24 protein-coding genes and 1 pseudogene are annotated in these 21,848 nt (G+C 44.8%); 12 read left to right on the forward strand and 13 right to left on the reverse strand.

The window, feature by feature from the left end; genetic code table 11:
• Positions 1 to 17: 17 nt before the first annotated feature.
• The 3 genes from AC3CH3_RS13695 to cysD all read right to left on the reverse strand — a co-directional run bounded on the left by AC3CH3_RS13695 (position 18) and on the right by cysD (position 4,165).
• Entirely contained in the window at positions 18 to 1,742 is a 1,725-nt protein-coding gene (locus AC3CH3_RS13695; protein WP_488537340.1) for an SLC13 family permease, read from the reverse strand.
• Between the two features lie 65 nt (positions 1,743 to 1,807).
• On the reverse strand, positions 1,808 to 3,238 hold the full coding sequence (gene cysN / locus AC3CH3_RS13700; protein WP_488537341.1) for a sulfate adenylyltransferase subunit CysN: 1,431 nt from the start codon (positions 3,236 to 3,238) through the stop codon (positions 1,808 to 1,810).
• An 18-nt stretch (positions 3,239 to 3,256) separates the two neighbouring features.
• On the reverse strand, positions 3,257 to 4,165 hold the full coding sequence (cysD, locus tag AC3CH3_RS13705) for a sulfate adenylyltransferase subunit CysD (protein ID WP_017076318.1): 909 nt from the start codon (positions 4,163 to 4,165) through the stop codon (positions 3,257 to 3,259).
• Between the two features lie 450 nt (positions 4,166 to 4,615).
• Here cysD and AC3CH3_RS13710 point away from each other — a divergent pair, with 450 nt between their 5' ends.
• The 10 genes and pseudogenes from AC3CH3_RS13710 (at position 4,616) to AC3CH3_RS13755 (ending at position 14,155) form a co-directional block, all read left to right on the forward strand.
• Positions 4,616 to 6,592, forward strand: coding sequence for a bifunctional 2',3'-cyclic-nucleotide 2'-phosphodiesterase/3'-nucleotidase (locus tag AC3CH3_RS13710; protein ID WP_017076317.1), 1,977 nt, complete (start codon positions 4,616 to 4,618; stop codon positions 6,590 to 6,592).
• Positions 6,593 to 6,911: 319 nt separating this feature from the next.
• A complete protein-coding gene (locus AC3CH3_RS13715) occupies positions 6,912 to 7,499 on the forward strand; it encodes a DedA family protein (protein ID WP_135458563.1) in 588 nt (195 codons plus the stop codon).
• Positions 7,496 to 8,629 (forward strand): annotated as a pseudogene (locus tag AC3CH3_RS13720) (D-alanine--D-alanine ligase). Before AC3CH3_RS13715 ends, AC3CH3_RS13720 begins: the two are co-directional and overlap by 4 nt.
• A gap of 19 nt (positions 8,630 to 8,648) precedes the next feature.
• Positions 8,649 to 9,191 carry a hypothetical protein gene (locus AC3CH3_RS13725; protein WP_488537342.1) on the forward strand — a complete coding sequence of 181 codons (543 nt, stop codon included), beginning with the start codon at positions 8,649 to 8,651 and terminating at the stop codon, positions 9,189 to 9,191.
• A gap of 1 nt (position 9,192) precedes the next feature.
• Entirely contained in the window at positions 9,193 to 9,942 is a 750-nt protein-coding gene (locus AC3CH3_RS13730; protein ID WP_488537343.1) for an NRDE family protein, read from the forward strand.
• 12 nt (positions 9,943 to 9,954) lie between these two features.
• Positions 9,955 to 10,392, forward strand: coding sequence for a YHS domain-containing (seleno)protein (locus AC3CH3_RS13735; protein ID WP_488537344.1), 438 nt, complete (start codon positions 9,955 to 9,957; stop codon positions 10,390 to 10,392).
• Positions 10,393 to 10,404: 12 nt separating this feature from the next.
• Entirely contained in the window at positions 10,405 to 12,159 is a 1,755-nt protein-coding gene (locus tag AC3CH3_RS13740) for a bifunctional lysophospholipid acyltransferase family protein/GNAT family N-acetyltransferase (RefSeq protein WP_488537345.1), read from the forward strand.
• A 71-nt stretch (positions 12,160 to 12,230) separates the two neighbouring features.
• Positions 12,231 to 12,797 (forward strand): Crp/Fnr family transcriptional regulator, encoded by a 567-nt coding sequence (locus AC3CH3_RS13745; protein ID WP_488537346.1) that lies wholly within the window; start codon positions 12,231 to 12,233, stop codon positions 12,795 to 12,797.
• A gap of 57 nt (positions 12,798 to 12,854) precedes the next feature.
• Positions 12,855 to 13,307, forward strand: a complete 453-nt coding sequence (locus AC3CH3_RS13750) for a GNAT family N-acetyltransferase (RefSeq protein WP_102340807.1) — start codon at positions 12,855 to 12,857, stop codon at positions 13,305 to 13,307.
• Positions 13,307 to 14,155 (forward strand): DMT family transporter, encoded by an 849-nt coding sequence (locus AC3CH3_RS13755; RefSeq protein WP_488537347.1) that lies wholly within the window; start codon positions 13,307 to 13,309, stop codon positions 14,153 to 14,155. Before AC3CH3_RS13750 ends, AC3CH3_RS13755 begins: the two co-directional genes overlap by 1 nt.
• A gap of 49 nt (positions 14,156 to 14,204) precedes the next feature.
• Here the strand turns inward: AC3CH3_RS13755 and AC3CH3_RS13760 are convergent, their stop codons facing one another.
• Positions 14,205 to 14,789, reverse strand: a complete 585-nt coding sequence (locus AC3CH3_RS13760) for a LysM-like peptidoglycan-binding domain-containing protein (RefSeq protein WP_488537348.1) — start codon at positions 14,787 to 14,789, stop codon at positions 14,205 to 14,207.
• Positions 14,790 to 15,002: 213 nt separating this feature from the next.
• On the opposite strand from AC3CH3_RS13760, the gene bamJ reads away from it, so the two are divergent.
• Positions 15,003 to 15,623, forward strand: a complete 621-nt coding sequence (gene bamJ, locus AC3CH3_RS13765; RefSeq protein WP_017107729.1) for a BamJ family beta-barrel-assembly machinery protein — start codon at positions 15,003 to 15,005, stop codon at positions 15,621 to 15,623.
• A 134-nt stretch (positions 15,624 to 15,757) separates the two neighbouring features.
• The gene (locus tag AC3CH3_RS13770; protein WP_488537349.1) at positions 15,758 to 16,252 is read left to right on the forward strand and encodes a DUF2780 domain-containing protein; all 495 of its coding nucleotides are present in this window, start codon (positions 15,758 to 15,760) and stop codon (positions 16,250 to 16,252) included.
• Positions 16,253 to 16,734: 482 nt separating this feature from the next.
• Here AC3CH3_RS13770 and rplQ read toward each other — a convergent pair whose 3' ends face one another.
• The 9 genes from rplQ to rpmD form a co-directional block, all read right to left on the reverse strand.
• Positions 16,735 to 17,115 (reverse strand): 50S ribosomal protein L17, encoded by a 381-nt coding sequence (gene rplQ, locus AC3CH3_RS13775; protein ID WP_004729812.1) that lies wholly within the window; start codon positions 17,113 to 17,115, stop codon positions 16,735 to 16,737.
• Between the two features lie 24 nt (positions 17,116 to 17,139).
• On the reverse strand, positions 17,140 to 18,132 hold the full coding sequence (locus AC3CH3_RS13780; protein ID WP_004729813.1) for a DNA-directed RNA polymerase subunit alpha: 993 nt from the start codon (positions 18,130 to 18,132) through the stop codon (positions 17,140 to 17,142).
• Positions 18,133 to 18,154: 22 nt separating this feature from the next.
• Positions 18,155 to 18,775, reverse strand: coding sequence for a 30S ribosomal protein S4 (gene rpsD / locus AC3CH3_RS13785; protein ID WP_004738777.1), 621 nt, complete (start codon positions 18,773 to 18,775; stop codon positions 18,155 to 18,157).
• A 31-nt stretch (positions 18,776 to 18,806) separates the two neighbouring features.
• Entirely contained in the window at positions 18,807 to 19,196 is a 390-nt protein-coding gene (gene rpsK / locus AC3CH3_RS13790; protein WP_004738778.1) for a 30S ribosomal protein S11, read from the reverse strand.
• Positions 19,197 to 19,215: 19 nt separating this feature from the next.
• Positions 19,216 to 19,572 carry a 30S ribosomal protein S13 gene (gene rpsM, locus AC3CH3_RS13795; protein ID WP_004738779.1) on the reverse strand — a complete coding sequence of 119 codons (357 nt, stop codon included), beginning with the start codon at positions 19,570 to 19,572 and terminating at the stop codon, positions 19,216 to 19,218.
• A gap of 148 nt (positions 19,573 to 19,720) precedes the next feature.
• Positions 19,721 to 19,834 carry a 50S ribosomal protein L36 gene (gene rpmJ / locus AC3CH3_RS13800; protein ID WP_000868186.1) on the reverse strand — a complete coding sequence of 38 codons (114 nt, stop codon included), beginning with the start codon at positions 19,832 to 19,834 and terminating at the stop codon, positions 19,721 to 19,723.
• Between the two features lie 41 nt (positions 19,835 to 19,875).
• Positions 19,876 to 21,210: a preprotein translocase subunit SecY gene (gene secY / locus AC3CH3_RS13805; protein WP_004738781.1), complete on the reverse strand. Its 1,335-nt coding sequence runs from the start codon at positions 21,208 to 21,210 to the stop codon at positions 19,876 to 19,878.
• Between the two features lie 20 nt (positions 21,211 to 21,230).
• Complete coding sequence (gene rplO, locus AC3CH3_RS13810) at positions 21,231 to 21,665, reverse strand: 50S ribosomal protein L15 (protein ID WP_004736758.1); 435 nt, start codon at positions 21,663 to 21,665, stop codon at positions 21,231 to 21,233.
• A gap of 5 nt (positions 21,666 to 21,670) precedes the next feature.
• Positions 21,671 to 21,847, reverse strand: a complete 177-nt coding sequence (rpmD, locus tag AC3CH3_RS13815) for a 50S ribosomal protein L30 (protein WP_004736756.1) — start codon at positions 21,845 to 21,847, stop codon at positions 21,671 to 21,673.
• Position 21,848 lies beyond the last annotated feature (1 nt).

Genomic DNA, 21,848 nt, shown 5'->3' on the forward strand with positions numbered 1-21,848 from the left:
CCTTTAAATAAACAGCATTAAAATGGGAAAAAATAAGGAATTAGGGTCAATACCAAGCCCGAATAGACAATCGAGATTGGAATACCAATGCGCAAATAATCCGTAATATGATAATTACCTACGCTATATACGAGTAAATTGGTTTGGTAACCATAAGGAGAGATAAAGCTAGCACTGGCGCCAAACAACACCGCCATGATAAATGGCATTGGGTCAACGCCATAGCCTACTGCCATGCTATAACCAATAGGGAATGAGAGTGCTGCCGCCGCATTATTGGTCACAAGTTCAGTAAGAACCAGAGTCATGAAGTAGGTCGCTACTAAGGCACCAAACACGCCCCAACCATTGAAGGCCTCTATGAACATCAACCCCATACGTTCAGACAATCCAGATGAAATCATCAGTTGAGCAATAGAAAGTGCAGAGCCAACGATCACCACAATATCAACCGGAAAACGGCGACGAAGCTCACCGAGTTGCACCACACCAAATGCCACCAGCAGTAATAAAAAACCCGCTAACCCTTTAATGATAGGTACTGCATCGACAAGCGATAAGCCAATGACACTAGCGAAGCCAAGCAAAACAAACGTCGATTTATCAGCATCAAGCTTGGCACTTGAGTCTAGGTCATTCATCAACACAAACTCTTTATTGTGTTGCTGACGTTGCTCTTCAAAGCGTTTACCAGGAACCAAAATTAGAGTATCACCAGCGGTCAATGTGATATTCCCTAGCCCACCTTCAAGGCGCTCGTGGCCACGGCGGATAGCAACAACAACCGCATCGAAGCGATCTCTAAATTGGCTAGTTTTTAAGGTCTTATTACAGAAGCTTGCCGATGAGCTCACCACGACCTCAACAAAACTTTGTCCGTTTAGGTGATGTTGACCAAACAGGGTTAACCCTTGGATTTCCTGCAGTGTCGCAACACTCTCAACGTCACCACAAAACAACAGTCGGTCACGAGCTTGAAGAATGAAATCAGGATCAATAGACGCCGTTGTTTTACCGTCTCGAATCACTTCAGCTAAAAACAGTTTTCTCAGCGCTCGGAGGTTATTTTCGCTTACGCTTCGGCCTACTAAAGGCGAGCCTGGTTCAACTCTTGCTTCTAAAAAGTAAGGCAGATCGTCCTGCGATCCATCATCGTAGCTTGGTAGAAAATAGCTAAGAGGAATAAGGATCAACACGCCACCGACCAAAACCGCTAAACCGATCAAGGTAGGTGTGAAAAAGTTTAAGCTCGGCAATCCAGCATCTTCAACAAAGCTATTGATGATCAAGTTAGTTGAAGTACCGATCAATGTCAGGGTGCCACCTAAGATGGCAGCGTATGACAAAGGGATAAGTAACTTAGACGGCGCATGTTGTTGATTACGTTTGATCGCCCCGATCAAAGAGACCACCACCGCGGTGTTATTGGTAAAAGATGAAAGTAACGCTGTGGAAATACCCAACTTCGCAACCACGGTACCTAGCCGACCTTCAGAGATATTGCAGCTAACCCAACTGATTAAGCGAGTTTTTTCCAACGCACTTGATGCGAGGATAAGAAGAATTAAAGTCAGTAACGAGGAGTTAGTGAAGTTATTGGCTAAGCTCGACAAATCGATCATGCCAGCCATAAAAGCAATAAACGCCGCGCCAGCAAAGATAAAGCTTGGCTTAATACGGGTAACGAGCAGGCAAGTAATGATGCCGAGCAAAATCGCTAATACAAATCCTTGTTGCCACATATACCCGTCCTTTATGGCGGAAACGATGGGTTTCCGCCTGATTCAATAAGCTGTTACTTAGTCGTTTATGACTTCAGTAATTGGCTTAGATCTTTGGCATCCCAATGTGGGAAGTGCTTGCGTACCAATGCGTTGAACTCAAGTTCAAATGCAGAGAAGTTACCTACTTGCTGTTCAACAGAGTCCAAACGGTCTCGAATCAAGCCAGCGCCAACCGTTACATTGGTAAGACGATCAATAACGATAAAGCCACCGGTATCGGCACTTTCACGATATTTATCCAGCGCGACAGTCTCGTTCAATGACCATTCACACAAACCAATACCATTGAGTGGTAATTCATCCACGTCGTGAGTCGACAGGTTGTTGATGTCATATTGGTGACGAACCGTTTCAACCTGACCGACGGTTTTCTTGCCTGCGATTTTGATGTCGTAAGCTTTGCCCGGTTGCAGTGGTTGTTCTGTCATCCACACGATGTCAGCCAATACATGGTTAGTTGATTCAATCTGAGCGTTTTCCAACACAATCAAATCACCACGACTGATATCGATTTCATCTTCAAGAGTCAGTGTTACCGCCAAACCCGCTTGCGCCGATTCAAGTTCACCATCAAAGGTCACAATGCTTGCCACCTTCGAGGTTTTACCTGAAGGCAACGCCTTGATTTCATCACCTACGCTAACGCGACCAGAAGCAACGGTGCCTGCAAAACCACGGAAGTCTAAATTAGGACGATTCACGTATTGAACCGGGAAACGGAATTCACCCGCAGAGCGCTTTTGATCAATATCTACGTTTTCTAGAACTTCTAGTAGAGATGGACCTTCAAACCATGCAAGCTCTTTACTTGGTGCAGCAACGTTAATGCCTTCAAGCGCGGAAACAGGCAGAATTTGAATATTAGTTTCACCCTCGAGGTTTTCAGAAAATTCTAAATACTGATCACGAATCTCTTCAAAACGATCTTGTGAGTATTCCACCAGATCCATCTTGTTTACTGCCACAATAAAATGCTTCAAACCAAGCAGGTTCGAAATAAACGAGTGACGACGAGTTTGATCCAGAACGCCCTTACGAGCATCAATCAAGATCACAGCAAGATCACACGTTGAAGCGCCTGTTGCCATGTTGCGCGTGTACTGCTCATGTCCTGGGGTATCAGCAATAATGAACTTACGTTTTTGAGTCGAGAAGTAGCGGTAAGCCACGTCGATCGTGATGCCTTGCTCACGCTCAGCCTGCAAGCCATCAACAAGCAGTGCCAAATCAGGTTTCTCACCCGTCGTACCCACTCGTTGGCTATCCGAGTGAACCGCTGCTAGCTGATCTTCATAAATCTGTTTTGTATCATGGAGCAAGCGACCGATTAACGTACTTTTACCATCATCTACCGAGCCACAAGTTAAAAATCTAAGCATAGATTTATGCTGATGCTGACTTAGATAACCTTCAATCCCTAGTTCAGCCAATTCGGCTTCTACTGCACTATTCATTTTTCTTTCCTTAGATTCTTAGAAATAACCTTGGCGCTTTTTCAGCTCCATTGAGCCCGACTGATCATGGTCAATCGCTCGACCTTGACGCTCACTGGATGTTGCCACCAGCATCTCTTCAATAATGCCTGTTAGCGTGTTCGCCTCAGATTCAACGGCTCCGGTCAGTGGGTAACAACCCAAAGTACGGAAGCGAACGCTTTTCTCTTCAATCACTTCACCTTCTTGTAGCTCCATACGGTCATCATCAACCATGATCAACATGCCATCACGCTCAACCACAGGACGCTTGTCTGAAAGGTAAAGTGGAACAATATCGATGCTCTCTAGGTAGATGTATTGCCAGATATCGAGCTCAGTCCAATTAGATAGCGGGAAGACACGAATGCTTTCGCCTTTATTAACCTGGCCGTTATAGGTATGCCAAAGTTCTGGACGTTGGTTTTTTGGATCCCATGTGTGGTTCTTGTCGCGGAAAGAGTAAACACGTTCTTTGGCTCGAGACTTTTCTTCATCACGACGCGCACCACCAAAAGCGGCATCGAACCCGTACTTGTTTAACGCCTGCTTTAGGCCTTGAGTTTTCATGATGTCGGTGTGCTTAGAAGAGCCATGCACAAATGGGCTACACCCCATTTCGATACCTTCAGGGTTCTTGTGCACTAATAACTCAAAACCATACTTTTTGGCTGTGCGGTCACGAAACTCAATCATCTCGCGAAATTTCCAATCCGTATCAACGTGCAATAGTGGGAATGGAATCTTGCCTGGGTAAAACGCTTTGCGAGCTAAATGAAGCATCACAGAAGAATCTTTACCGATTGAGTACATCATCACTGGGTTATCAAACTCAGCCGCCACTTCGCGAATAATATGGATACTTTCCGCTTCGAGCTGTTTTAGGTGGGTTAAACGTTCTTGGTCCATTTCAGTGCTTCCTTTAAGGCTCGCGTTACGAGCAATTCATTACTTGGTCTTGCCAAGCATGGGATTTAACTCATTCACTTGGGTGAATGGGAGTATTGGCACTAGAAGAAAACAGAAGCTACGTTTGAGCTATCCTTGCTATTCATCTGCCTGATACGTCCTTGATATAGACATTATGACGAGCCTCTCATATTACTGGAAATTCTAAAATTTCATTTTTTATTCGAAAAGCTGATAAGGGATGGGATTTATCGATAAACAGGTGAAATGAATGGACTATTATTATCGATGTCATTTGTACATTGATTGAGCAGCTTTGGGAGGCGTCTTGCAGAACACCATAAAGTAATCGATCTAAGTCACGAATTAACATTCGTTGTAATCATTGTTTCATTCGGTTTTGTTACATTACGCAACGAATTTTCTACTAATCCACTTTGGAGCTCCAAAATGAAAGTTGCAATGAAACCTTTATCATTGGCTGTACTTGCAGGTCTTGGTTTGACTTTAGCAGGCTGCACAACAACACCAGATACCGATGAAGTGATTAAACTACGTGTCGTAGAAACGACGGACATCCATACCAACCTAATGGATTACGACTACTACAAAGACAAGCCATCGAAAAAAATCGGCTTAGCACGTACTGCAACTTTAGTAAAAGAAGCTCAAAGCGAAGTAACCAACAGCGTATTAGTTGATAACGGTGATTTGCTGCAAGGTAGCCCAATGGGTGACTACATGGCAGACAAAGGCATCGAAGCTGGTGAAGTTCACCCTGCGTACAAAGCAATGAATCAACTAAGCTACGACGCTGCAAACCTAGGTAACCACGAATTCAACTACGGTCTTGAGTTCCTAGAAGAGTCTATCAACGATGCTGATTTCCCATACATCAGTGCCAACGTTTACGACGCAGAAACCAAAGAACACTACTTCACGCCTTATATCATCAAGACGCATACGTTCGAAGATACTGCTGGCGTAGAGCATGAAGTAAAAGTCGGCTACATCGGTTTCGTTCCACCACAAATCATGACGTGGGATAAGAAGAACCTTGAAGGCAAAGTGATCGCTCGTGACATCATTGAGACAGCTAACGAGCTAGTGCCTCAAATGAAAGCAGAAGGCGCTGAAGTTATCGTTGCTATCCCTCACTCTGGCGTATCAACTGACCCTTACAAAAATGGCGAAGAGAACTCAACGTTCTACCTCTCTGAAGTAGATGGTATCGATGCAATCGCATTCGGCCACTCTCATGCAGTATTCCCAGGTAAAGGTTTTGATGACATTCAAGGCATCGACAACGAAACGGGCACAATGAATGGCGTTGCGGCAGTAATGCCTGGCCGTTGGGGTAGCCACGTTGGTGTTATGGACCTAACACTTGCACAAAAAGACGGTAAGTGGGAAGTCGTTAAAGGCCAATCAGAAGCACGCCCTATCTACGACAAGATCGAGAAGAAATCGCTTGCTGCTGCAGATGAAGGTATCGTAACGGCACTAGAAAAAGACCATGCAGGTACTCGTGAGTTTGTTAACCAACCTATTGGTAAAGCAGACGACGTGATGTACAGCTTCCTGTCTCTAGTACAAGACGATCCAACAGTACAAATTGTTAACCTTGCACAGAAAGATTACGTAGAACAGTTCATCCAAGGTGACCCAGACCTAGACGGTATTCCAGTATTGTCAGCGGCAGCGCCTTTTAAAGCCGGCGGTCGTAAAAATGACCCAGCTAACTTCACTGAAGTGGAATCAGGTCAACTAACGTTCCGTAACGCAGCCGATTTATACCTTTACCCGAACACGTTAGTCGCGATGAAGGTAACGGGTCACGAAGTACAAGAGTGGCTTGAGTGTTCAGCTGGTCAGTTCAACCAAGTTGATGTTAACTCGACAGCACCACAACAGTTGATCGAGTGGGATAACTTCCGTACTTACAACTTTGATGTTATCGACGGTGTTGATTACCAAATCGACGTAACACAACCTGCGAAATACGATGCAAACTGTAAAGTGGTTAACCCTGAGTCTCAACGTATTGTTGGCCTAACTTACCAAGGTAAGCCAATCGACATGAAGCAAGACTTCTTGATCGCAACCAACAACTACCGTGCATACAGTGCTAAGTTCCCGGGTACAGGCGAAGATTTCATCGCATTTGATGCACCAGATGAAAACCGCACTGTTCTTGCTAACTACATCTCTCGCGTAAGCAAAGAGCAAGGTCAAGTTAGCCCAAGCGCAGATAACAATTGGTCATTTGCTCCAATCAAAACGGATAACAAGCTAGATATTCGCTTTGAAACATCTCCAAGTGACAAAGCGGCTGAATTCATCAAAGAAAAAGGTCAATACCCGATGAAACGTGTTGCGACTGACGATGTTGGTTTTGCTGTTTACCAAATTGACTTAACTAAATAGATAGCTTTATTAATCAATAGTTAATGTTATTAAAGGCTGAGTTTAACGACTCAGCCTTTTTCTTTTCTTATGTAAGATCCCCCACTCCAAGCCCGGGTTTTTTAACTACAAACTCTCGTTAAATCCACTTTTAAAATATCAAACATTTCGCTTCAATCTTGACTTAAACAACGCATTCCACAGTACTGGTCGAACAAAGCAAGTACAAAAAATCCTCCATCACCTGTAAGTTTTTCCCCGCTCCTCCTGTCTATTTAATTTACTACACTCAATGAATGATCATTAAGCCATTCATTTATAGGATAGATAAGGATATTTAATGAGCAGCGTCGAGAGCATTCAAGCATGGTTACATTCAGGGGAGGAGTCGTTGCTATGGCTGATGTTTGGCATCATCGCGCTTTCTTACCTGCTTGAAGATCTGGCGATTGTTACGGCAGCTGGTTTAGCAACTCAAGGGCTCATTCTTCCTCAATATGCGTTGCTTGCCATTTTCATCGGTATTGCCACTGGTGACTTGGGACTCTATTACCTAGGAAAATCAGGACGTTACTTCAGAGGCGTTCGTTACAAAGCCCTCACTAATAAGTACTTTCGTTCGCTTCGTACTAAATTACGTCAGAACGCGTTCAGCAGCCTTTTTGTCATCCGCTTTATCCCGGGGCTTCGCACTGTTGGCTTTACCTTAAGTGGCTTTTTCGCAATTCCACTTCCTACTTTTTTGTTCGCTGTCATTAGTGCTACTGCGATCTGGACTGGCATTGTCTTCTCTACCATCTACTATTTAGGGACATCAGCGTGGCTGCAAGCCTCTGAATATCAATGGATCGTCATCCCGTGTGCCATCGCTTTACTGTTTATCGGTAATCGATTAATGAATAAAACCTACTCTAGAGGATTATCATGAGTTCACCGAAAGATATTCGCATCATCCCTGCGCATCAAATCAATGCAGGTATGCCTCTGCTTGAAAAAGATACCGCGCGTAGTGTCTCTCCTTATGAATTCCTTCCGACTTGGTTTTTCTACACTCCAGTAGTGGTTCAAAGCTTGATGCAAGGGTTACGGCACTTTGACTGGGCACTGCCGCTCATCGCCAACCCAAGCATTAAGTTAAGTGGCATGGTAGGTGAATCAAAACACGAAATATTAAGCCTTGCTGGCTCATCAAGTCAGCGTTGGATCTCTCCGTTTATTACCCTAACCAAAACGGATCTTAATAGTAAAAAACAAACCGAAGATGCACTCAGTGCGCTAACACAATCGGATCTTAACTTCCCCATAGTGGCGAAACCGGATCTTGGCTGTCGAGGCGTTGGCGTTAAGCTGATCAACACACAAGATCAACTTGAGCAATATGTTGAATCTTTTCCAAATAATGCTCGCTTTCTACTGTAAGAAAAGGCGCCTTATCAAGCCGAAGCTGGCGTTTTCTATGTGCGCTACCCAAATAAAAAGCAAGGCGAGATCATCTCGATCACACTCAAATACTCGCCAATGGTAACGGGTGATGGTTCCTCGACACTCAAACAGTTAATTGAAAATAGCCCGCGTGCTGGGCAACTTAGTCACCTATATCTACCAAGGCATGAAGATAAATTGGATCAAGTGCTCGCAGAGGGTGAAGAATTCCAACTCGCGTTTGCAGGTAGTCATAGCCGTGGCTGTATCTTCCGAGACGGCAATCAATACATCACCCAAGCTTTGACCGAACGCTTAGATGAGATATTCGACGACTTCGATGGCTTCCACTTTGGCCGACTCGACGTCAAGTTTAAGGACATGCACAGCCTAATGAACGGCGAGGATTTCACGATCCTTGAGGTCAATGGCGCAAGCAGTGAGGCTGGGCATATCTGGGATCGCAACACACCACTGCGAGAGATATTTTCTACGCTACTTTTGCAATACCGCATTCTTTTTGATATTGGCGCTCAGCAAAAACAACGAGGCCATAAGACTCCTTCTTTCAAGAGCTTATTCGCTGCGTGGCAAGAAGAGCGACGTCTTGTTCAACAATATCCGACCACTGACTAACTTTGTACGAGGACCATGAATGAACCCCATAGCCCAACCGAGCGCCCTCACTTCTTTCTCTCCTAGTATCACAGGAGCGGTAGAAATATTAAATCAGGGTCTAGAATTTTTGTTAGCGATATCTGACAGCGACTATCTGACACGAGCAAAGCCTCACGTCACAAGCTCTATTGGTGAGCATACTCGTCATACGCTCGATCTTTTTCACGCTTTAATTTTAAAAGAGAATGCGACCGTTGATTACAACACTCGTCGTCGTGGTCACCCCGTCGAATTTGACAGATCGATTGCGCTGAAAGAGATCCACTATGTAATCAACTGGCTTGAACGATTAGACCGCAGAGATCTCGAAACGCCTATCATGATCCAAACCGAAGTTTCAATGGATACCCAGGTATTCGCCAGCCTGCCTTCAACGTTAGAAAGAGAGGTCACCTTTGCAGCCCTGCATGCCAATCATCACTATGCGATGATCAAGGTGATCACCACCTTTTTAGATATCGAAACCTGCAACACCTTTGGTTATGCCCCTACCACTAGCAGCTACCTGAGGGAGCAATAAAATGTGTTCAGTATCTTGGCTGCTTGAAGAAAATGGCTATCAAGTTTTCTTTAATCGTGATGAACAAAAGACGCGAGCACTGGCGATGCCACCTAAACAATATCGAGTCAACGGCGTCGATATCATCATGCCACTCGATCCAACCGGTGGTGGTAGCTGGATCAGTATTAATGAGTTCGGACTTTCGCTATGTCTGCTCAACAACTATCAAGGCACCGTGCCCGCTGGCCCTTTGATCAGCCGCGGTTTGTTGCTCAAGAACTTATCATCGAGTCACAGCATTACTCAGATTTCTGAGGCATTTCATCAACTAGACTTGCACTCTTTTGCTCCATTTACCTTGTTGGCTTTCGCGCCGAATTTAACTCAGAACAATGGTTTGGTTATCGCCTACATGTGGGATGGTATTCAACAAAAAATAACCGACACCGATTCACCGTTATTCTCATCAGGTGTTGAACTATTGCGAGTACAAGCCTACCGACAAGCTAAGTACGACCAGCTTATGGAAACAGGTAAGAATCAGCAGAATTTGCTTAGGTTTCACTCTCACCATCACAGCGAACAGCCTCATTTAGCGACCTGTATGCATCGTGAAGACGCGCACACCGTGAGCTTTACACACTTACGTAATCTACACGGCCAAGCCTCTATGTTTTACGCACCCGGCTCGCCTTGTGAACCCATTAAACCATGCCAGATAAATCAACAGCGTTTTACCTTCGATTTATCACCAGCAATCAATCTATAGATGGAGTCCATCATGAGAAAACTATTAACCATGGTCATGCTACTTGTTAGCCCTTACGTATTTGCTGCAGACGAAATCTACACCGGATTCTTTAGCAGCAAGGCGCTCGATGGCTACGATACCGTCGCTTATTTCACTTCAGGTAAGCCTATTGAAGGCAGTAAAGACTTCAGCACAGAGTACAAAGGTGCGGACTGGTATTTCTCTTCTGAAAAGAATCTGACTTTATTTGTTAATAATCCTGAAAAATATGCCCCTCAATATGGTGGCTATTGCGCTTGGGCTGTTTCAGCAAAAAGTGACTTTGCACCCGGTGACCCTAATCAATGGACAATTGTTGATAACAAGCTGTACCTCAACTACGACCAAGAGATTCAGGAGACCTGGGAGAAAGACCGTGCACAGCATATTCAACAAGCCGATAAAGCTTGGCCGCAGCTGATTAAGTAAGGTAGCTTCATTATGATTGATAGTCCTTTTCGTTTACCACGTTACACGCCTTTTGGTTTAGGTGAGTCTGTTGTCGAGTGGGCAACTGGGCTATCTAAGCTAGACCGACTCTACCAAGATCGTAAAAACGAGTTATCTAGCTTCGAATTCATGAATTACACTCTGTCGGCGCTCAATATCGACTACTCGGTTTCATCTGGCACCACAGAGAATATCCCGGAAGAAGGGCCTGTGGTGATTGTGGCGAACCACCCGCTTGGCGCCATCGAAGGCGTGATCCTTGCCGATCTCGTAGGATCAGTAAGAAAGGATGTTAAGGTGCTGGCCAATGAGTTACTTAAGCGCCTGCCTGAATTGGATGATCTTTTCATCGGTGTCGATGTCTTTAACAGTAAAGAGTCGAAACGCACCAATGCCAAAGCGATTCGAGATGCCAATCGTCATTTGGCTGATGGTGGGCTATTGATTGTATTCCCAGCAGGTGAAGTATCGAGCTACCGTAAAGGGGCCAAGACACTAACAGACATCGAGTGGAGCAAGTCGGTAGCGAAATTCGTCAAACGTCACCAAGCCACCACTGTGCCTATTTTTATCAATGGTAAAAATAGCGAGCTGTTCTACCAAGCAGGTCGTGTTCATCCACTATTAAGAACCGCTTTACTCGGCCGTGAACTTCTTAATAAACAGGCAACGACTATCTCTATCTCGATTGGAGCATCGATTCCGTATCCAGAGATAAAATCATTTGAAAAAGAGATGGATATCGTCAACTACCTACGACTCAATACCTACCTAATGAGTCAACAAGATAGTCCGACCACGACAATCCACGCACCCTCTTTTGATAACCAAGTGATTGCGCCTATTCCGCCAGAAGTGTTGGCAATAGAGGTCGATTCTCTTCCGGAAGAGATGAGGTTACTTGAGCAAGGGGACTTTGAGGTCTACTGCACGCCAAGCCAATCTATTCCAAACTTAATGCGCGAGATTGGCCGAGTCAGAGAAGAGAGTTTCCGTGAAGTTGGAGAAGGTAGTGGGCTTGCCTGTGATTTGGACGAGTATGACCTTTACTACCATCAACTGTTTGTGTGGAATAAAACTAAGGCACAACTGGTTGGCGCGTATCGACTCGGTATAGTCGACAAACTCATCGCAAAGCACGGGCTTGATCAGCTCTACTCTCGTAGCCTGTTTAACTACAACCAGGAATTCATTGATACTCTAGAAAACAGCATTGAGCTTGGGCGTTCCGTGGTGAGTAAACCTTATCAAAAGAGCCTTAACTCACTGCTGCTGCTGTGGAAAGGCATCGCGACCTTTGTGTCCCGCAACCCTAAATACACCCACCTATTTGGCCCGGTCAGTATCAGTAATGATTACAGCCACAATGCCCGCCTGTTGATCGCAACCACCTTATCGATTCACCACTATGATGAGGAAAAGGCAAGTCTGGTTTCCCCTTCTTCACCGCTCAATACCAGTAGTCATGTGTTCTGGCAGAATCATCTATTATCGTCACTGGCGAGTGTGCCTCTGCTCTCTAAAGTGTTAGCACGCATGGAGCAAGGAAAAGGCCTACCAGTATTATTGCGCCAATACCTTGGAATGAATGGCAAGCTGGTGTGTTTTAACGTCGACCCATCGTTTAATGATGCGTTAGATGGTTTGATTGTGGTGAACCTTAAGAAAGTACCACTGAAAACCTTAGGTAAATACATGGGTAGAGAACTTGCTCAAGATTACCTAAAGCAGCACGCCCAACGCTGATTTAGCCCGAACTGTACCTACACTCAAATAAGTGCGATGATTTCAGCACTTATTTGGGTTAGGTTATTTTCATGCACACTTCTTTTATCGAACAACTACAAATCTTCGACTTCTCAGAAAGTCAGATTGAATCGCTAGTCGCTGTCGCCAAGCCTCTTGAGCTACCAACCAGACACATCCTTATTAACCAAGGTGAGATGGCAGGTTCAATCTACTTCGTGCTTGAAGGCTTATGTCATGCTTGCTACCTCACTGACGACGGTAAGCAATACAGCAAAGAGTTCTACTGGGAACAAGATTGGATCATTGGCTTTGAGAGTCTGATAAAAAACCAAGCGTCCCCTTACCTACTTGAAACACTGACACCGATTACACTGTTAGAGCTACCAATGAATGCGGTTATCGAGTGGCGTGCATCTAATAATCCTTTGTATTTAAAGTTGTTAGAAACGCAGCTGATGCACAAAGAAAATAAGGAGCGCTTCATGTTGCTCTATACCCCAGAGCAACGTTACCAGCTTTTCTGTGAGCACTATCCAGACCTTGAACAGCGCCTCAACGACAATCAAATTGCCGCTTATTTAGGAATAACCGCGATAAGCTTGAGCAGAATTAAAGGTCGAATTAACAATAGTTAATGCCAACATTCATCGCGCATAGTACATTCAGAGCATCGATAATCTCTGGACGTAAACATGATCACTTGGCACTCAATTCCTTTCTCTGAACTTTCAACACAACAGCTTTATCAACTACTTAAATTACGAGTAGATGTGTTCGTCGTTGAGCAAAATTGCCCTTACCCAGAGCTCGACGGTAAAGATACACTCGCAGGTGTTGAACACTTGCTTGGCTATGCTGATGCAGAGTTGGTGGCGTGTGCACGCTTGTTACCACCAGGAACTTCTTACGACAACACCAGCATCGGCCGAGTGGCGACGAAGCAATCGGCAAGAGGTGATGGTTTAGGCCATCAATTGATAAAAGAAGCGTTAACACGCTGTGAGGCTCTTTGGCCTAGCACGACTATCGATATTGGTGCGCAACAACACCTAGAAAACTTCTATGCGAGCCACGGCTTCAAAACGATCTCTGAGATGTACTTGGAAGACGATATTCCGCACGTCGATATGAGATTAGAGAAGTAATGTCGAATATCACTGTCGGTATCCTATTGCTGATTGCAGGTAACTTGTTTGCCTCGCTTTCCGACGTAGCGGTAAAACTGTTGAATGGTGAAGTGCCACCTCTTCAGTATATTTTTTTCCGACAGTTGATATCTCTGCTCATCATCACCCCTTTGTGGCTACAACAGAAACAAGAACAACGGCGCTTACAGCAGGCTAAGGTAACCTTCATTCGAGGTCAGTTAATTCTAATCGGCAGTGGATGTATGGTGGTCGCGATCACTCACTTGTCTTTGGCAACCGCCAATGCAGTATTTTATGTCGCGCCTTTACTGATGCTGCCGCTCTCTATGTTGCTATTGAAAGAGCAACCGGCACTCGGCAAGGTTATCGCTACGACAATAGGCTTTATTGGCGCATTGATTGTCTTGAGACCATCGCAATTTCACTGGGCAGCACTGTTTGCATTGGGTACAGCACTGACGCTTGCGCTGTTTAATGTACTAGTAAGGAAACTTCCAAGCGAACAATCCGTAGTCACGACGTTGTGGTGGACAACACTCTTTTCCATCCCTGTATCATTAATTCTATGCTTTTTGTATTGGCAGCCTGTGTCTTTAGAACACCTTGGATACATAGCCTTGAGTGCGGCACTAATACTGAGTTACAACGGGCTGGCAGTAGCCGCCTACCAAAAAGCACACTCAAGCCAAATCGCTTTAGCAGAATATTCAGGCTTAGTGTTTGTCGCGTTAATTGGCGCCATTTGGTTCGATGAGATTCCAGATACATTAACCTTTATCGGTATCATGCTGATCATCTTGCCACTCGCCCCTTTCAAGCGACCAAAAAAAAGAGCTAATGCTTAGCTCTTTTCTATCACGTTCTTGCTGTTGAGTTCATCACTCAAGCCTGCACTTATTTACTACGACCAAAACCACCATCGGACAAGCGGAAGAACATTACTGATGTATTGCCCTTTTCTAGCTGAAGGATATCAAGCTGCCCAGTCTCGGCCAGCTTAAATCGAACAAGCTGACCTTTACGGATCTGACTGAGTGGCTTGTCTGCTCCTTCAATACGCACTAGCGCATTTAAATCAGACAGTGGTAGATCGTTGTTTCGAAAAACCTGAGCCAAGGTATCACCTTGCTTAACAAGGTACTCTTGCCAATTATTGTTACTCAGCTCTGATGAGTTGCTCTTGGCATTTTGCTGTTCGCTTAAGCCAACGGTGTTTATCTCAAGCTCAACGCGCGATGTTGCTGGCGTAGCATCTACTTTAGGTTCTGGTAGCGGCACAAAAAGTAATATCAGTACGATCGGAGAAATCACCATCAACAGTCTTTGGTGTAACTTCGGCAATGAGCCCCAAGTTTGCGCTGTCGAGGTTTTCATTTTCTTCACATCGATCGAACTCAATTTCTCTTTGACCTGATTCAGTCGATCCTTGAATTCTGCTAAGTGGTCAACTTTCTGTTTTTTCTTTTGACGACGATTCATACCACTGCGTCCTATACATTGAATAACTACAGTATAAAAACCAAAGTACCAACAGTATAGATCTTTCCGTCACAACAAGGCCCAAAGCGAGAAAATTGACATGGCTGTGATTTGGGCACGGTAAAGCGCAAGTGATCAGGGACTAGCCGTTTCTTCACGCTGCTAATACTGGTATTCTTACCTTTTTCGTACTGACAAAAAGAGTGACTTTTCATGTCTGAAGTAAAATTTGAAACTGTAGAGCAAAAAGCTAGCTACGGTATCGGTCTACAAATGGGCCAACAACTTGCTGGTTCTGGTCTTGAAGGCCTAAACGTTGACGCAATCGCTGCTGGTATCGCAACAGCTCTAGTTGGTGACATGCCAGCTATCGAAGTTGACGAAATCAACAACGCACTACAAGAGCTACACACTCGTGGTGAAGCTGCACGTCAAGAACTAGCTAAAGCTGCAGCTGCTGACGGCGAAGCTTTCCTATCTGACAACGCTCTTCGTTCAGAAGTAACAGTTCTTGAGTCTGGCCTTCAGTACGAAGTACTAACTGAAGGTACTGGCGAAATCCCTACTGCAGACAAGCAAGTACGTGTTCATTACCACGGCGAACTAACTGACGGTACTGTTTTCGACAGCTCTGTATCTCGCGGTCAACCTGCTGAATTCCCAGTAACTGGCGTAATTCAAGGTTGGGTACAAGCTCTACAAATGATGCCTGTTGGCTCTAAGTGGAAGCTATACATCCCTCAAGATCTAGCATACGGTGAGCGTGGCGCAGGTGCTGCAATCCCACCATTTGCTGCTCTAGTATTCGAAGTAGAACTTCTAGCTATTCTTTAATTTTTATAAAAACCTTTAGTAAAACAAAATACTATAGGCAAATAAAATTGAAATAATTCAACGGCGATGTGACTACATCGCCGTTTTTCGTTTATAGTGAAAGAGTAAATTACTTTATTACTTAAGGACGAATAATGAAGAAAGTACTCATCACAGTTTTAAGCAGCCTTGCTGTTGTCTCTTGCGCTAGCACTAGTGACTCTGAACAAACCAGTTCATCATCAGATACTAACTATTCCCAACTATCCCAAACTGCACTAATGGCAGCAGTGAATATGTGGTCTCAACAAAACGAAACAACGCCGCTTGCAGATACCGTTGCCGACCAAGCTTCTGTTACCAGCGATCAAGCTATTGGCGGTATCGGTTCAATGTTAGCCCTTGCACAAAACTCACTTGGCTCGGCCGACAACAAAGAACTCGCGACACTAATTCCGGGTATGTCGAGCCTTGAGTCTACAGGTCTATCATCGCTATTAAGCTCACAAGGTGCAGTTGAAAGCGCATTTTCTGGATTAGGTATGGATCCATCAATGGTTACAACATTTGCGCCAATCATTCTGCAAGCATTGCAGTCACAAGGTGCGACGAGCGGCCTGATGGATTCGCTTGCAGCTGTTTGGCAATAAGCGTTAGTTATTAATAGCTAGCTCAAAATCTAATAAGGGCACTTCGGTGCCCTTTTTTGTGCGTGGAAGAAAAGGGATTTGAGATACGAGATACGAGATACGAGATACGAGATACGAGATACGAGATACGAGATACGAGATACGAGATACGAGATACGAGATACGAGATACGAGATACGAGATACGAGATACGAGATACGAGATACGAGATACGAGATACGAGATACGAGATACGAGATACGAGATACGAGATACGAGATACGAGATACGAGATACGAGATACGAGATACGAGATACGAGATACGAGATACGAGATACGAGATACGAGATACGAGATACGAGATATTTTTGAAAAATGGCGCAGACAAGACAAGCAAAAAGTGCCAAACATCATGGTGCAATTTCGATTATCTATTCCGTGTTCTACAGACACAAAAAAGCCGAGCGAACGCTCGGCTTTTGTATTAAGAATCTAGTATAGATTACTCAGCAGCTTCTTCAGCAGCTGGGCGGTCTACAAGCTCAATGTAAGCCATTGGAGCTTTATCACCAGTACGGAAACCACATTTAAGAATGCGAGTGTAACCACCTTGGCGAGCCGCGAAACGCGGGCCTAGTTCATTAAATAGTTTTGCCACAACTTCGTTATCACGAGTGCGAGCAAATGCAAGACGACGGTTAGCAACACTGTCTGTCTTAGCTAGGGTAATCAATGGCTCAATTACGCGACGTAGTTCTTTTGCTTTAGGCACGGTAGTTTTAATAACTTCGTGACGAACAAGAGAGCTAGCCATGTTGCTGAACATCGCTTTGCGATGACTGCTGTTGCGGTTGAGTTGACGACCACTTTTACGATGGCGCATGACCTAATCCTTCTAACTTTTCGATTAATCTTCAGCGATTGACGCTGGTGGCCAGTTTTCTAGACGCATGCCTAGAGAAAGACCACGTGAAGCAAGCACATCTTTAATCTCTGTAAGAGATTTCTTACCAAGGTTTGGCGTTTTAAGTAGCTCAACCTCAGTGCGCTGTACAAGATCACCGATGTAGTGAATCGCTTCTGCTTTCAAACAGTTAGCAGAGCGAACTGTTAGTTCAAGATCGTCTACAGGACGTAGTAGGATAGGATCGAATTCTGGCTTCTCTTCCTTCTCCTCAGGTACACGTACATCACGAAGATCTACGAACGCATCCAGTTGTTCAGCTAAAATAGTAGCTGCACGACGGATTGCTTCCTCAGGTTCTAGAGTACCGTTCGTTTCCATATCGATAACAAGCTTGTCTAAATCAGTACGTTGTTCTACACGTGCCGCTTCTACAGCGTAAGCGATTTTATCAACCGGGCTGTAAGTAGCGTCAACTAGTAGACGACCGATAGGACGCTCATCTTCTTCAGTATGGATACGAGCTGAAGCTGGAACGTAACCACGACCACGTTCTACTTTGATACGCATAGCGATCTCAGCGTTGTCATCCGTTAGGTGACAAATTACGTGCTCAGGGTTAGCGATCTCTACATCACCATCGTGGGTGATGTCACCTGCAACAACAGGGCCTGAGCCTGATTTGTTCAGTGTAATAAACACTTCATCTTTGCCTTCAGCAACGCGTACAGCCAAACCTTTAAGGTTTAGAAGGATTTCCAGGATATCTTCCTGAACGCCTTCTTTAGTGCTGTATTCGTGTAGCACACCTTCAATTTCAACTTCTGTTACGGCACAACCCGGCATAGAAGATAGAAGAATGCGGCGAAGAGCATTACCTAGAGTGTGGCCGAAACCGCGCTCTAATGGCTCAAGAGTTACTTTCGCGTGTGTCGTATTGATCTGTTCAATGTCAACAAGACGCGGCTTAAGAAATTCTGTTACAGAACCCTGCATTGTGTCCTCTCTTTTTTTAACCTTACTTAGAGTAAAGTTCGACGATCAAGTGTTCATTGATGTCAGCTGATAGGTCAGAACGCTCAGGCATACGCTTGAATGTACCTTCCATTTTGCCAGCATCTACTTCAATCCAAGTTGGCTTTTCACGTTGTTCAGCAACTTCTAGAGCCGCTTTAATACGAGATTGCTGTTTAGCTTTCTCGCGGATAGAAACAACGTCGTTTGCCGCTACTTTGAAAGAAGGAACGTTTACAACTTTACCGTTAACTAGAATAGACTTGTGGCTAACTAGTTGACGAGATTCAGCACGAGTAGCGCCAAAGCCCATACGGTAAACTACGTTATCAAGACGACCTTCAAGAAGCTGAAGCAGGTTTGCACCTGTGTTGCCTTTAAGACGTGCAGCTTCTTTGTAGTAGTTGCGGAATTGTTTTTCTAGAACGCCGTAGATACGACGAACTTTTTGCTTCTCACGAAGCTGAACGCCATACTCAGATAGACGACCGCGACGAGCGCCGTGTACACCTGGTGCGTTATCAATTTTACACTTGGTATCGATCGCACGGACACCAGACTTAAGGAATAAGTCAGTACCTTCGCGACGGCTAAGCTTCAGCTTAGGACCCAAATATCTTGCCATGATCTTTCTCCAATATTCCTAGAAACGAAACTTAAACGCGACGTTTCTTAGGTGGACGACAACCGTTATGAGGGATTGGTGTCGCATCAACAATGTTAGTGATACGGAAACCAGCAGCGTTCAGTGCACGAACAGTAGATTCGCGACCTGGACCTGGACCCTTAACCATAACTTCCAAGTTCTTTAGGCCATATTCTTTAGCCATTTCACCACAACGCTCAGCTGCAACTTGTGCTGCGAACGGAGTAGATTTACGAGAACCACGGAAACCTGAACCACCTGCTGTAGCCCATGCAAGAGCGTTGCCTTGACGGTCAGTGATAGTTACGATTGTGTTGTTGAAAGAAGCATGAATGTGCGCTACGCCATCAGCTACTTGCTTGCGTACGCGCTTACGCGCGCGAGTTGGTTGTTTTGCCATTGTACTCTACCTTATCCGACTATTTCTTGATCGGCTTGCGCGGACCCTTACGGGTGCGAGCGTTGGTTTTAGTACGCTGTCCACGTAGTGGTAGACTGCGACGATGACGAAGACCGCGGTAACAGCCAAGGTCCATAAGACGCTTGATGTTCATCGATACTTCACGACGTAGATCACCTTCTACAGTGTACTTAGCTACACCATCACGCAGTTGATCGATCTGCTCTTCAGTTAGTTCACTGATCTTAGCATCTTCAGCAATACCCACTTCAGCTAGAATAGCTTGAGAGCGAGTTTTACCGATACCGTAGATTGCAGTAAGTGCAATTACAGAATGCTTATGATCAGGAATGTTAATGCCGGCTATACGGGCCATTATTCACTCCTAAGGGGTTCATAAAAGAATTATCCGCAGCAAAGCCCGTTATGGATACGCTGCGGCATACTACTTCTTTTGCACGCAAAAGGTAGGCCGAGGAATATACTCGACTCTACCTTGTATTTCAAGTAAAAATTTCTGCTAATTAGCCTTGGCGTTGCTTATGCTTTGGCTCACTGCAAATCACGCGAACGACACCGTTACGCTTGATAACTTTACAGTTACGGCAGATTTTTTTAACGGAAGCACGAACTTTCATTGCTAAACTCCGTAAATGGAATCGAAATTGTTACCACCGAATTAACGGCCGTAACCCTTCAGATTCGCTTTCTTTAACACAGAATCATACTGTTGTGACATCAGATGAGTCTGTACCTGTGCCATGAAATCCATGATAACTACCACTACGATTAGTAGTGATGTGCCGCCAAAGTAGAAACGAACGTTCCACGCGACCATCATGAACTCAGGAATCAGACATATAAAAGTAATGTATAGAGCGCCCGCAAGGGTTAGTCTAGTCATCACTTTATCGATATATTTCGCTGTCTGCTCACCTGGGCGGATACCGGGTACGAATGCACCAGACTTCTTCAAGTTATCAGCTGTTTCACGTGGGTTAAACACCAACGCTGTATAGAAGAAACAGAAGAAGATTATAGCTGCTGCATAAAGCATTACATACAAAGGTTGACCTGGGCTAAGAGCTAATGACACGTCAGTTAACCAACCGAACGCGCTGCTTTCACCATTTTGACCAAACCACTGTGCTAATGTTCCTGGGAACAAAATAATACTCGATGCAAAAATCGCTGGAATAACACCTGCCATATTAATCTTAAGAGGCAAGTGAGAGCTTTGTGCTGCAAAAACTTTACGACCTTGTTGACGTTTCGCATAGTTAACGACGATACGACGTTGACCACGCTCCATGAAAACTACGAAGTAAATAACAGCAAAAGACAATACAGCAATCAACAGCAGAAGAAGCACATGCAATTCACCTTGACGCGCTTGCTCGATTGTTTGACCGATTGCAGAAGGCAATCCAGCAACAATACCTGCAAAAATCAGAATGGAAATACCATTACCGATTCCTCGCTCAGTGATTTGTTCACCTAACCACATTAAGAACATGGTACCAGTTACTAAACTCACGGTAGCAATAAGCGTAAACATGGTTTGGTTGATAACAACCAGATTGTCGACCATGTTTGGTAAGCCTGTTGCGATACCAATAGCTTGGAATGTTGCAAGTACAAGCGTGCCGTAGCGTGTATATTGGCTTATCTTACGACGGCCTGCTTCACCCTCTTTCTTGAGTTCCGCTAACGCTGGATGAACTACAGTTAGCAATTGGACTACGATCGATGCCGAAATGTACGGCATGATACCCAATGCTAATATAGATGCACGCTCAAGAGCACCACCGGAGAACATGTTAAACATTTCAACGATGGTACCTTTTTGCTGATCGAACAAATCGGCAAGTACAGCTGCGTCAATACCAGGGATCGGCACAAAAGAGCCGGCTCGGAATACTAAAAGTGCACCAATTACGAATAATAAGCGCGACTTTAGTTCACTTAAGCCGCTCTGAGCACTACGAAAATCTTGTCCTGGTTTCTTAGCCATCTGTACCTCGTTCCTCGAGATTATTCCTCGATTTTACCGCCTGCAGCTTCGATTGCAGCTTTAGCGCCTTTAGTCACGCGTAGACCTTTAACAGTCACAGCTTTGCTTAGGTCACCAGAAAGAACGATCTTAACAAATTCGATGTTCTTAGTGATAACGTTAGCAGCTTTAAGGCTGTTAAGATCAACTACGTCACCTGTTACTTTCGCTAGCTCAGCTAGACGAACTTCAGCAGACACTAGGCTCTTACGAGAAGTGAAACCGAATTTAGGTAGACGTTGTTTTAGAGGCATTTGACCGCCTTCAAAACCTGGACGAACAGAGCCGCCAGAACGTGACTTTTGACCTTTGTGACCGCGGCCACCTGTTTTACCAAGGCCAGAACCGATACCACGACCTACACGCTTCTTAGAAGGTTTAGAGCCAGCAGCCGGTGATAGAGTATTCAAACGCATTCTGATTACTCCTCAATCTTAACCATGTAGTAAACCTTGTTGATCATACCGCGTACGCACGGAGTATCTTCAAGTTCTACTGTATGGTTGATGCGACGAAGACCTAGACCTTTAAGACACGCTTTGTGCTTAGGTAGGCGACCAATTGAGCTTTTAGTTTGAGTTACTTTAATAGTTGCCATC

Source organism: Vibrio sp. QJM3NY_35 (assembly GCF_057785915.1).